Below are 12,180 nucleotides of genomic sequence, written 5' to 3' on the forward strand. Positions count from 1 at the left end.
TCGTTTAATTTGAGTTAATTAATTACATAAACGTATTCGGCAAATAGAAATGAAATTCACCCCCGGTTCATTATTCGGAAGATTTTTGTTAATTATCATGCTCCCTATGGTGTTGCTGCAGGTAGTGATCACCATAATATTTTATGAAAGGCATTGGGAGAATGTCACCTCTCATATGCAAGATGCACTGGTTGGAGAAGTGGAAACAGTTTTAAACACCATAAACAGCACAAAATCAAATAATAAGAAGGCTTTAAATATACTAAGTCCCCTAGGTTTGGAGGTAAAATTTTTAACTAAGGAAACATTTCTACAAAATAAAAATAAGTTTTCTTCCAAGCAATTTGACCAAGATCTTTCAGAATTTAAAGCAAAGTTGAAGAAGCTTAAAACCCAACCAAGTTATATAAGTTATATTAGCGATAAATCATCAATTACAGTCGGCTATACCACAAAAGGAAAATACATGGAAATATGTTTTTCAAGCAAGCGGATAAAAAGCCCTACCACTTATATATTTATGCTATGGATGATAGGGGTTGCTTCGCTGTTAATTATAATATCCCTAACGTTCATGCGAAACCAAATAAGATCGATTACTAAACTTGCAGAAGTTGCCGACCAGTTCGGTAAAGGCCATGATATAGAATTTTTCAAGCCCTCGGGCGCTAAAGAAATCAGAACTGCGGGTAATGCATTTATAAAAATGAAACAAAGAATTGAGAGACAGATAAAATATCGAACTGAACTTCTAGCCCATATTTCACATGACTTGAGAACACCGCTTACTCGGTTAAAATTACAAACCGCTATGCTGGATGATAAGGGAATAGCTGAAGAAATAAGCCAAGATTTAAATGAAATGGAGCAAATGGTCATAAGTTATTTGGATTTTGCCAAAGGTGAGGGTAATGAAGAGGTGGTTGAAACAGAAATAATAGCTTTATTAAATAAAACATTAGCAAAGTTTAATGATGCCCGATTGGTTATCAATACTTCCGTTAATATGCAGTACATGCCTCTCCGCCCTAATGCATTCCAACGCGCGATTAATAATATAATTGAGAACGCTATCAAATATGCAAAGAGTAAAATAGAAGTAATAGTTTATAAGCTGGATGATAACCTCTATATCACGGTTGACGATGACGGCAAAGGTATAGAAGAGCAGGATAGAAAAATGGTTTTCAAACCATTCCAAAAAACCTCTAATAGTAAAGAGGGTTATGGACTTGGGCTTGCAATTTTAAAAAGTGTCGTTCAAGCGCATGGAGGGAAAATTAAACTTGCCCAAAGCCCTTATAATGGTTTAAGAATTATATTAATATTCCCTATTTAGTAATTATATGACTACTCGTATTTTATTAGTTCTTGACGGTTGGGGTTATAACCCTTCGCCGAAGTATAATGCGATTTTAGGCGCTGATACTCCTAATTACTCATATATATTACAAAATTATCCCCACTCTTTAATTGAAACAAGTGGTTTAGATGTCGGCCTACCTGAAGGGCAGATGGGCAATTCCGAGGTAGGTCACATGACTATAGGCAGCGGAAGAGTAATGTTCCAAGACTTACCTAAAATAAATCATGCGGTTGAATCAAAACAGATAGAAGATAATGAAGCATTAAAGGAGCTGATTGCAACATTAAAAGAAAACGGTGGAACCTGCCACATAATGGGGCTTATATCTGACGGCGGAGTGCATTCGCATATTGATCATATAGTCGCCCTCAGCAAAATACTTCGGAAACATAATATTAAAGTTTTAATCCATGCAATTACTGATGGTAGGGATACCCCTCCGAAATGCGCACAAAGTTATATAAATTTCATTACTCAAGCAGGGTTAGAAATTGCAAGTATAAGCGGAAGGTTCTATGCAATGGATAGAGATAAAAGATGGGATAGGATTGAACTTAGTTATAATGCTATAATTAAGGCACAAGCACCAAAGTTTAATACTCCGCAGGAAGTTATCGAGCAAAGCTATACTCAGGATATATCCGATGAATTCATCATTCCGCACGTAAGAAACAACTACCAAGGGATAAAAGAAAATGATGCTATACTGATGGCAAACTTCCGCGCTGATAGAGTTAGAGAAATTTTAACCGCATTAGTAGAAGAAGATTTTAAAGATTTTCCTCGGGAAAATAAAGTAAAACTAGCATCGGTTGTAGGAATGACTGAATATTCGGAGGAGCTAAACCGATATTTAAGCACTCTTTTCCCTGCTGAAAATATTGCTTATACTTTAGGAGAAGTTATCTCAAAGCATGGAATGCGGCAACTAAGGATAGCGGAAACCGAGAAATATGCTCATGTTACGTTTTTCTTAAGCGGCGGAAGAGAAGAGCCGTTTGAAGGAGAAGAGAGGATTTTAGTTCCCTCTCCGAAAGTTAAAACTTATGATCTAGCGCCTCAAATGTCAGTATATGATGTAACCGATAAATTAATTGAGGCTATCAAAAGCAGATCTTATAACTTAATTTGTGCTAATTTTGCAAATGCTGATATGGTAGGTCATTCCGGTAATATTGAAGCTACAGTGAAAGCTATAGAAGCTATTGATGATTGCTTAGGTAAAATCCTAACCACTATTAAAGAAACTGATTCGGAAATGTTAATTACAGCCGACCACGGTAACGCGGAATTAATGAAGAACCCGGATACCCTTGAACCGTTTACTTCTCATACTTTATTTAAAGTACCTTTAATTTACATCGGGGAAAAGAATATAAAGTTAAAAGATGGAGCATTATCTGATATAGCGCCTACACTTTTGGAGTTGATTGACATAAAAAAACCTAAAGAAATGACCGGGAATTCGTTAATCACATTCTTTCCGTAAGTTATTTCAATATGTCATTGCTCGCTTGAGATTTTAGTTAATTACTTTAATAACTTATAAACTAATTGCTTCATCCCTTCCACAGCCGGTTGCCCGAAAGGATTTATATTATTCATCAGCCCTAAAACTATAGTTTCAACCATTGAGAACATCATCAAGGCTCCTAAACTTTTGGGAGAATCATCTAGCATGGTGATTTGACGGGTAGGTATATTATGTTGCGATAAAACATTTATAAATGCTTTATACTGAGCTAAAGTCAAATCTTCTATAGTTTTATTAAATATCCCCTGAAACTCTACTGATGGCAAGCTAGGCGCTTTATATGTTGCAAAGTTATAAAGAGAGAAAAATTTATCTTTATACCCATCAAGGTATAATTGCAGCTGGCTATGCTGATCCTCAGGACCATGCGCACACATCGGGGTAATTCCGAAACCCTCTTTACCCAAGCTTTCAGCAATTATCTGCTTGTTCCATTCCAAAAAATTATGTAAAGACCGCGCATATGACATATTAATATGTATGCTATATTTTTTTTCAACCATGCTAGTTAAAAAAGCCACTCCTTTTGCTATTAAGCTATCCTCTCGGTTATAAAAAAAATCCCTAAGCACTTCTTCTCCCCCTTCACAAAAGGCATGAGCATCTTGATTCATAAGCATTAAAGGCAGAATATTAATGTTAGTAAACGATGCAAATCTACCGCCAATCTCTTCATGCGGAAGAATAGTGCTGCCTAAATTTATAGCAATTTCTTTTAAGGTGCTACTCTTGAATTCTGTAATAAATATAAAATGTTTATTGATATTTTTTATTCCCTGCTGTTCAAAAATTTTAATTAATGTAAGGCATAGAGAGATTGTCTCAAGTGTTTCACCGGATTTACTGATTATTAAAAATTTCGTTTGCTTAAGATCAATTTTTTCAATTAATAGCTGGAAATAAACCGGGTCTAAAGTATCCAGATATTCTATGTTTAAATCTATATTTCGGTTAAATAAAGCAAAAGTTTTAGGGTTTAATATAGCCCCACCCATCCCGACCATTACTACTGTACAGCAATCTTCCTTTATTTGCCTTGCAATAGGCTCCAGCAAATTAGTTAAATTATAGTAATAACTTGAATTGAAGCTAAACAACTTATAATCAGAAGCTCTATTATCTTTTATATAATGTAATACTTTTAAGAATTCTTCTCTTCTTTGAGAGCATTCCAGATTGCTACTAAGCTTTATATTCATATGTCCTTAACTATCTTTTTCGTTTGTAATCTACATCAATATTCTAAAGGGTCAAAGAGCTTTTTATATTGCTCAATAGCATATCTATCCGTCATGCCTGCTATATAATCTATTATAATCTCAGCTTTCTTTTGTTCGTCGCAATCAACCAGCTTCTCATACCAATCGGTCGGCATACAATTCGGATTTTTCATTAAGGTTTCAAACAAATTTTTCACCACATGGCACGCTTTTACTTTAGTACGATTAATTTTATAATGACGATAAATCCTTTCGAACAGAAATGCTTTTATTTTATCCTTTATCACTTCCATATCTTTTGAAAAGGCCGCAATCGGCTCATGCATGTTTCTAATATCTTCAGCAGAATGAATATTGTAAAAAGATATTCTTCTTTTAATCTCGGCAACTAAATCGGTAACCATTTGTTTTTTCAATCTTCTTAGCGCCTCACTTATCATCTTTGAAACAGAGAGATTCGGATAAGTAGATTCAAGCATAGTAAATATTTCACCCAACAGATCTAAAGATTTAAGATCCGAAATGGTAATAAATCCTGCTCTATATCCGTCATCAATGTCATGATTTATATAAGCGATATCATCGGCAAGCGATGCAACCTGCGCTTCAAGAGAGGCAAAGGTTTCAAGTTTTAAATCAAATACTTTAGTTATATCGGTATATATATTACTCAGTTTTTTAGGCTTACTGTATTTCCCGGTTAATGGGCCATTATGCTTGGCAATTCCTTCTAAAGTTTCCCAGGTTAAATTTAGTCCGTCAAATTCTGCGTACCTTTGCTCAAGATAGGTTAGAATTTTTAAGGTTTGAGCATTATGGTCAAATCCGCCGAATTCTTTTGCTACTTCCTGCAAGGCATCTTCACCCGCATGCCCGAAGGGTGGGTGGCCTAAATCATGAGCTAAAGCTATGCACTCGGTTAAATCTTCATTTAAGTTCAGCTCATATGCAATAGCTTTTGCAATTTGAGCGACTTCTAAGCTATGGGTTAATCGAGTTCTATAGTGGTCTCCCGCATAATTTATAAATACTTGAGTCTTGTATTCAAGTCTTCTGAAAGATATGGAATTTATTATACGATTTCGGTCATTTTGGTATGGTAAAAGATATCCTTCATAGCTTTCTTTATGCCGTCTTCCCTGGCTATGCGCAATATCAACGGCATAACTTGCCAACCGTAAATTCTTCTTATCATTGCTGATTATCTGCTCCATCGCTTACCCGTATATACTCATTTCTTTCCCATTATACCCCATTTACTCCCAAAAAACACTATTATTCAATACAAAATTGTGTAATACTATTAATAAACACTAGTCATGCATAATATGGGAATTTTTATTTCTACTTATATAAATAAGTTAGATGATAAGAACCGCCTTTCAGTTCCGGCTCCTTTCAGGAGCATAATTGAAGCTGAGGGAAGTATGACGATTTACGGGTATTGCTCATTTATTAATAATGCTATTGAAGTTTGTACGGAAAAAAGAATGCGGGAGTTACAGGGATACATAGAAGATTTGGATATCTTTTCACTAGAGCGCGATGCGTTAGAAACTGCAATTTTAGGTGGTGCAGAGTTGCTTAATATTGATAGCAAAGGCCGCATTGTTCTACCTGAGCGTTTAATTAAATTCGGTAATATAAAAAATGAAGCAGCTTTTGTAGGTAAGGGAAAAACATTTGAAATATGGTCGATTGAGGAATTTCCGGAGCATTCTAAAAAGTCAAGAGATTACGCTATCTCCAAAAAAATAACTTTAAAGCAAAAAAGAGGAGGGGAATAAATGCAGATTATAAACTCCTCAGAAACTTTAAAGCCTCATAAGCCCGTATTGATAAAAGAAGTATTAGAAGCCCTTTCTCCTCAGGATGGAGGTATATATATCGATGCAACATTTGGTGCCGGTGGGTATAGTAAAGAAATTTTAACTAATGCCGGTTGCAAGGTGCATGGTATAGATAGAGATAGCAGTGTTACAAAATTTGCAGATGATTTATCCAAGCAGTTTGAAGGACGTTTTAATTTTATAAACGGGGAATTCGGTAGTTTAGAAAACATTATACTAGAAAATAATCTAGATAGAATTAACGGTATAGTGTTTGATATCGGGGTTTCTTCCATGCAACTGGATCAAGGCGAGCGAGGCTTCTCTTTTGCTAAAAATGCACCACTTGATATGAGGATGGATCAAAATAGCGGCGGCATTACTGCTTACGACATAGTGAACAGCACTTCGGAAGGAGAGCTGGCTGATATAATTTTTAAATTCGGCGGAGAGAGAAAATCAAGAAAAATAGCTTATCTGATTAATAAAGCCCGCAGTATTAAACCTATCGAAACAACTTGTGAGCTGGCAGAGATAATTGCTCGCGGAAACGGTAGATATAATCATTCCATTCACCCTGCAACTAAAGCTTTTCAGGCATTAAGGATTGTTGTTAATGACGAACTTACTCAATTGGAAAATGCATTAATTGCTGCTGCTAAGCATATAGCTTTGGGTGGAAAGATATTAGTTATCACTTTCCATTCATTGGAAGATAAAATAGTTAAAGAATATTTTAATGAGTTATGTGGAAAACGTATTAATACCAACCGCCATCTACCTCAGATTGAATTTTATAACGAACCGAGCTTCGAATTTGTATTCAAAGGAGCTTTAACCCCATCAAACGAAGAAGTATCAGGCAACCCCCGAGCCAGATCGGCCAAACTTAGAGCAATAAGGAGGATAAAATGATTAACGCCTTATTTAAGCCTTCAAGTTTAATCGGAATTCTAGCACTGATTTTAAGTTCTATATTGTTATTTGAAATTAAATATAGCGTACAAAAAATACGCAAAGAACTAAATTCGGTTGACAATGAAATAATAAAGACGAAAGAAGATATACATATTTTAAAAGCTGAATTATCCTATATTACTAAGCCGGAAAGTTTAGCTAAGCTTTCCAGGAAAAATTTAAACTTAGTATCGATAGATCCGACGAGGATTAAAAGTGTGTATTTAGGGGAAATAAACAAACTTTTTTTGGAAGAGGGGACGGAATAAAATGCAGCTTCGAACAAAGCAGCATAACCAGCAGATTACTGAAAGGGCTAAATCTGCAAATTATGAAAAAGCCATGGATATATGCCACGGTAGGCTAACTTTTGTTATCATATGCTTAACCTTATCTTTTTTAGCCTTGATTTTTCGACTTTTTTATTTAACTGGTTTTTCATCAATTGAAGATATAAAACTTACTTCAAGTAGAAAACCCTCTAAGGAATTTTTATTAAAGAGAGCTTCAATTACCGATAGAAATGGAGAGCTGCTTGCAACCAACATTACTACTGCTTCGTTGTATGCCAATCCTCGTTACCTAATTAATGCTGAAGAAACTGCAAGAAAATTATCAGATGCTTTACCCAGCATAAAATATCAGGACTTAATAACTAAATTTAAATTAAATAAAAATTTTGCCTGGGTAAAGAGGCACCTCACCCCTAAAGAGCAGCAAATCATTCATGATCTTGGTATCCCGGGTTTATATTTTACTAAAGATGAAAGGAGAGTCTACCCGCAAACTCACTTATTTGCCCATAGCGTCGGGTTTACTGATGTTGACGGCAATGGGCTCTCAGGCATAGAAAAAACTTTTAATTACGATTTGACTGAGTCAACTCAGCTGCCCCTGGAACTCTCTCTTGATTTAAGGATACAAAATATAGTACGTGAAGAATTATTGAGTGCCATTGATTTAAACCAAGCCATAGGTGCTTCAGGTTTGGTTATGAATATTAATAACGGAGAAGTTATTTCGATGGTAAGCCTACCGGATTTTAATCCTAATAGAACCGAAGGTACCAACGACAGACAAAGATTTAATCAAATTAGCCTAGGCTCCTATGAGATGGGATCGGTATTTAAGGTATTGACCACTGCCTCAGCCTTTGATTTAGGAAGGGTAAAAGTTAATGATGCTTTTAATGTCTCCATTCCTTACAAGGTCGCAAATTTTAAAATCAATGACTATAAAGGTAAAGGCGGAGAGCTTTCCATACCTGAGATTTTAATGTATTCATCAAACATCGGCACCGCTCAAATAGCCTCTTATATCGGAGTTAAGGATCAGCAGGAATACATGCAGAGGTTCGGAGTTTTGGACAAGCTAAGCATTGAAATTCCTGAAGTATCCTCCCCTCGCTATCCGCCAAAAAAGAAATGGAATGAAGTAAGTATGGTCACGATCAGCTATGGGCACGGCATAGCAGTCACTCCTCTTCATCTAGCAAGAGCTATTGCAGCTTCCGTAAACGGCGGGGTGTTAGTACAACCTACTCTACTTAAACATCATGCGCCCAGAGACGAATACCCCAGAGTAATCGGAGAAGAAACCTCACTACTTATGCGTAAGATGCTAAGGTTGGTAGTTACCGGCGGTTCAGGAAGAAGGGCTGAAGTACCCGGATACTTTTTAGGCGGGAAAAGTGGTACGGCCGAAAAAATCTGTGGTCGAGGTTATTGCAAAAATTCAAATTTATCTTTATTTGTTGCCGCATACCCGATCCATAAGCCTGAATATTTGGTTTTAGTCATGGTTGATGAAGCAAAACGCAATATTCACAATAGCGGGTTACTCTCCGGCGGAGCGGTTGCCGCCCCTGTTGCAGGAGAGATCGTGAAAAGAATATCTCCTATACTCGGTGTTAATCCGGTTTTAGACAAGAGTGAAGAGATAAACGATATGCTCTCACTTGATTTCAATCCTCGTCATCAAAAAATCAGTAATCGCTGACTAAATCCGTTTTTTCTATTAGATTAACTTTTTATTAACTTTTTATTAACTTTTTTTATTTAAAATCTAATAAAAGAAGTCAGGCAAAGGTTAAATAATGGCAAGAGATCAAAAGCATAGAGAGACATTATATAGATATAACTCGGAAACTAAAGAAAACGAGTTTGTCACTCAGTCTTCCCCTAATGCTATTGAACCTGAGGTTTGGCAGTACAAGGAAGGTAAAGGAGGCGGTGCTAATGAAGCCGGGAAATTAGGAGGCGTATATCAAAGCTTTACTCGAACCGCTTTATTTAAACAAGACCCGAATCCCGCTAAAAATATAGCTGAGTTTTTAGCTTCTCAAATGCACAGATCCACCCATCCCGAGCATCAGGCAGAAGTGTTTTTTGCTAAAGTTACGGATGAAACAGGAAAACCGACTCATCCTTATATTGCTTCCATATTTTTTAATAATTACCAAGGAGATCTCTTTAAATACGCTTATACAAGCAAGGGCTTAATCCCGCCGAAAGATAGACCGAAACTTATAGGAACTAAAAATTTAATTGCCTCTACATTCGAGATAGAGAATACGACCACTCTTATTAATGAAGTTTTAAGTAGTTCGCCGGGTTTTGCCGAATCGGTAGTACCAAGGTTGCTGACCAATGATATGGATATGCATTCGGGAAACTTGGGAGTGAAAGTTGAAAACGGTATGAAAATAATTGTCAGTATTGATTTTGGCGGCGCCAATGCTTCCCTTGAAGAAAAGATCCACCCGCATTCCCATACCAGACATATACCCGGCTTAGGACCTACTAACCACTTTAGAGAATACGGCAGGAAATATAAAATTACTCCCACCTTTGTCGCAGAATGCGATAAAGTAGCTAAGCATGATTACACTGAAACTATTGATGATGCTTTTAAAAAAATCGCCGAATACAATAATTTTAAAGCAATTAAAGCATTCGGAGAGCTCTTAGGTGTGCCGACAAAACAACTACGTATTCCGAATACCGAGGTAAATAAAGAGAAATTAACAGGAATTATTAAAGAGTATTACAAAGTTATTATAAAAGCCAGGCAAGAAGACTTAAGCAAATTCTCAGCCCAAATCAAAACTGATTTATGCTTAAAAAATTATAAAGAAAGCGGTGAACTTTCATATAATAATGCTAAGGAAGAAGTTATTACTTTGCATCAGGTTATCAAAGAACATAAAGAGTATTTCACGGCAATTTTAAAGGGTGAGGAGAAACTGAAATTCAGGGATAAGGATAACTTAAAAAATTACCGTGAGTTCAAAGAAACGGTATTAAGCACGGCGGAGGAAGCACTCGGCATCGAGCGTAAATACAATATAACCGATACTTTGCTTAAAGGTCTTGACTCTGTAGATCTAAAGGTAAGCGAAGTATTAAATAGTATAAAATTTATGCTTTTTCCTTCTAGAACTCTTCCTAAGCAGGAAGGAGAATTTATCGAAAATGCTTTGGGTTTTAGCGATAATCCTGTTTATGAAGCGAAATTATCTTCAAAAACGGAATTAAAAATAGATGCCTTGCAGCAAACTACCTCCCAATTACCAAAAACAGGCGAACATACAAAGCTCGGTTTAGCTTCCTCACCTGCTACCATTAAGAGATTTACGACTACTACAAATTTAGCAGATAACCAAAGTGCATTCAAAAATACACAACCTTCTAAAATAGAAGGCTTAGAAAATATCATAACAAGGGCATGGAATAGAATAAAAAGCTTTACCGGAAGCTTAAATGAAAAATTCATATCTGAGAATAATGGTTCAAAAGAAAGATAGATGATTTTAAAACAACTATTAACTACTTATTAACTATTTTTGGAATATACTTATTTATGCAAGTTAAATTTATAAAAGATATAGTTATGCCGGTAGAAAGAGATCCAGTCGAAATGAAGAAAATTATTGATAAAATATGCGATCAAGTCTTTACAGATATATTAGATGAAATGATTAAACTTAAAGCATCTCGATGTCAAACATTCGGTGCTGAAACAATTCCCGGATGCACAAAGGAAGACAAAGAAAGCTTACTTGGTAAACTGTATAAAAATATGACAAAAAGAGTTTATGAGGAAGGAGTTGATGGTAGAACTTTAGATATTACCCCAATAGATGAAGATGATCGTATAGAATTCAAACCCAAGAGACTTGAAGAAGGTACAATGCTTGAATTACTTACTAAAATGGAAAAGAGCATCGACTCTTTTATGAAGAAAAACAAACAAGAAAACAAAATTGATTTTAAAGAATATGCAATTCAATCAACTCCTAGAAAAGAATGTATTCAAGAGATTGGAATTCAAGATGAATTGAATAAATCCCCGTTAAGGAAATCTTTAGAAAATTTTATTGGTAAGTTAATTGATAAGGTTACCGGCATAGATCGAGAACACGAACGAGCTCAAACTAAGGATTTAACTAAGAGCGCAAAGGAAACAAGAGAAGACATAGGTAAGTTTACTAATAAGATTATGAAAGAAGAAGCAGCTGTTACAAGCTTAAGAAGATAACCATACTAGGAATAATAGCTATTTTCCACCTTATAAGTACAGCAAAATTAATAAGAATTAAGAAAATTGTATAGTTCTTTATTATAATACTACAAGTCTTACTGATATACTTCCTATACTTAAAGGCCACTAAGCACAGTAAGCTAAAGGGGTATGGGGTGAAATAACTAGAGTTTGAGATTATTAAAAAGTTTTACCGAAACAATAAAAGAAAAATTTATGTCAGCAAATAATGATTCAAAAGGCAGATAGGTAATTTTAAGTGGTGCCCAGAATTGGAATCGAACCAACGACACAAGGATTTTCAATCCTTTGCTCTACCGACTGAGCTATCTGGGCTTATGAAATAGCCGCAAAGAAAATGGCGACCCCTGCGGGACTCGAACCCGCGTTGCCACCGTGAAAGGGTGGAGTCCTAACCGCTAGACGAAGGGGTCGCTGCATTTGCTTGTATATTCCTATACTGTTTGCTTTCTAAAAGCAAGTAATAATTTATAAATCCACAAAAAGAGCATTAATTATCCAATCTTAACATTTTCAAAAGCATAGTTGATAAACTTAGGATTAGTGAAATAATAATTATACTTATGATAATACATTCTTATTTCCAAGATGCTTAACCGCCGCTCCTTAAAGATCACTTATACAGAGAAAAACCAAAATAGAAGGAGCATGCAGCAGGAAGAACTTAATTATCAACCTTTAAGAATACATTTTGATCAAAGATAATATATA

General features: G+C 35.6%; 10 protein-coding genes and 2 tRNA genes. 8 read left to right on the forward strand and 4 right to left on the reverse strand.

The features are described 5' to 3' along the window. Nucleotides 1-49 precede the first annotated feature (49 nt). Both I862_RS04110 and gpmI read left to right on the forward strand, forming a co-directional pair. The gene (locus I862_RS04110) at nt 50-1,339 is read left to right on the forward strand and encodes an ATP-binding protein (protein ID WP_038539209.1); all 1,290 of its coding nucleotides are present in this window, start codon (nt 50-52) and stop codon (nt 1,337-1,339) included. 7 nt (nt 1,340-1,346) lie between these two features. Continuing rightward, entirely contained in the window at nt 1,347-2,855 is a 1,509-nt protein-coding gene (gpmI, locus tag I862_RS04115; protein WP_038539212.1) for a 2,3-bisphosphoglycerate-independent phosphoglycerate mutase, read from the forward strand. 41 nt (nt 2,856-2,896) lie between these two features. On the opposite strand, the gene I862_RS04120 is transcribed toward gpmI, so the two are convergent. Beyond that, a complete protein-coding gene (locus I862_RS04120) occupies nt 2,897-4,099 on the reverse strand; it encodes a hypothetical protein (RefSeq protein WP_038539215.1) in 1,203 nt (400 codons plus the stop codon). A gap of 35 nt (nt 4,100-4,134) precedes the next feature. Next, nucleotides 4,135-5,334, reverse strand: coding sequence for a deoxyguanosinetriphosphate triphosphohydrolase (locus tag I862_RS04125; RefSeq protein ID WP_095666400.1), 1,200 nt, complete (start codon nt 5,332-5,334; stop codon nt 4,135-4,137). Between the two features lie 105 nt (nt 5,335-5,439). On the opposite strand from I862_RS04125, the gene I862_RS04130 reads away from it, so the two are divergent. From I862_RS04130 to I862_RS04155, 6 genes are all read left to right on the forward strand, one after another. Further along, nucleotides 5,440-5,907: a division/cell wall cluster transcriptional repressor MraZ gene (locus I862_RS04130; protein ID WP_084173784.1), complete on the forward strand. Its 468-nt coding sequence runs from the start codon at nt 5,440-5,442 to the stop codon at nt 5,905-5,907. Continuing rightward, the gene (gene rsmH, locus I862_RS04135) at nt 5,908-6,864 is read left to right on the forward strand and encodes a 16S rRNA (cytosine(1402)-N(4))-methyltransferase RsmH (protein ID WP_052646408.1); all 957 of its coding nucleotides are present in this window, start codon (nt 5,908-5,910) and stop codon (nt 6,862-6,864) included. It begins immediately after the preceding gene. Then, nucleotides 6,861-7,175 (forward strand): cell division protein FtsL, encoded by a 315-nt coding sequence (ftsL, locus tag I862_RS04140; RefSeq protein ID WP_038539220.1) that lies wholly within the window; start codon nt 6,861-6,863, stop codon nt 7,173-7,175. The genes rsmH and ftsL overlap by 4 nt, the downstream gene beginning before the upstream one ends. A 1-nt stretch (nt 7,176) precedes the next feature. Then, nucleotides 7,177-8,904, forward strand: a complete 1,728-nt coding sequence (locus I862_RS04145) for a peptidoglycan D,D-transpeptidase FtsI family protein (RefSeq protein WP_052646410.1) — start codon at nt 7,177-7,179, stop codon at nt 8,902-8,904. 97 nt (nt 8,905-9,001) lie between these two features. Further along, nucleotides 9,002-10,711: a hypothetical protein gene (locus I862_RS04150; RefSeq protein ID WP_038539222.1), complete on the forward strand. Its 1,710-nt coding sequence runs from the start codon at nt 9,002-9,004 to the stop codon at nt 10,709-10,711. 86 nt (nt 10,712-10,797) lie between these two features. After that, nucleotides 10,798-11,445, forward strand: coding sequence for a hypothetical protein (locus I862_RS04155; protein ID WP_148299482.1), 648 nt, complete (start codon nt 10,798-10,800; stop codon nt 11,443-11,445). Nucleotides 11,446-11,708: 263 nt separating this feature from the next. On the opposite strand, the gene I862_RS04160 is transcribed toward I862_RS04155, so the two are convergent. Continuing rightward, nucleotides 11,709-11,784: transfer RNA gene (locus I862_RS04160), tRNA-Phe, on the reverse strand. A 23-nt stretch (nt 11,785-11,807) separates the two neighbouring features. Further along, a tRNA-Glu gene (locus I862_RS04165) sits at nt 11,808-11,882 on the reverse strand. Nucleotides 11,883-12,180: the final 298 nt, after the last annotated feature.

This window comes from endosymbiont of Acanthamoeba sp. UWC8, from assembly GCF_000730245.1.
Classification (GTDB): domain Bacteria; phylum Pseudomonadota; class Alphaproteobacteria; order Rickettsiales; family Midichloriaceae; genus Jidaibacter.

Excerpts from the sequence above, each read along its gene's own strand:
- I862_RS04155 (WP_148299482.1), top strand. The coding sequence starts at position 10,798 with ATGCCGGTAGAAAGAGATCCAGTCGAAATGAAGAAAATTATTGATAAA.
- I862_RS04125 (WP_095666400.1), bottom strand. The coding sequence starts at position 5,334 with ATGGAGCAGATAATCAGCAATGATAAGAAGAATTTACGGTTGGCAAGT.
- I862_RS04110 (WP_038539209.1), top strand. The coding sequence starts at position 50 with ATGAAATTCACCCCCGGTTCATTATTCGGAAGATTTTTGTTAATTATC.
- I862_RS04120 (WP_038539215.1), bottom strand. The coding sequence starts at position 4,099 with ATGAATATAAAGCTTAGTAGCAATCTGGAATGCTCTCAAAGAAGAGAA.
- gpmI (WP_038539212.1), top strand. The coding sequence starts at position 1,347 with ATGACTACTCGTATTTTATTAGTTCTTGACGGTTGGGGTTATAACCCT.
- I862_RS04150 (WP_038539222.1), top strand. The coding sequence starts at position 9,002 with ATGGCAAGAGATCAAAAGCATAGAGAGACATTATATAGATATAACTCG.
- I862_RS04130 (WP_084173784.1), top strand. The coding sequence starts at position 5,440 with ATGCATAATATGGGAATTTTTATTTCTACTTATATAAATAAGTTAGAT.
- I862_RS04145 (WP_052646410.1), top strand. The coding sequence starts at position 7,177 with ATGCAGCTTCGAACAAAGCAGCATAACCAGCAGATTACTGAAAGGGCT.
- rsmH (WP_052646408.1), top strand. The coding sequence starts at position 5,908 with ATGCAGATTATAAACTCCTCAGAAACTTTAAAGCCTCATAAGCCCGTA.
- ftsL (WP_038539220.1), top strand. The coding sequence starts at position 6,861 with ATGATTAACGCCTTATTTAAGCCTTCAAGTTTAATCGGAATTCTAGCA.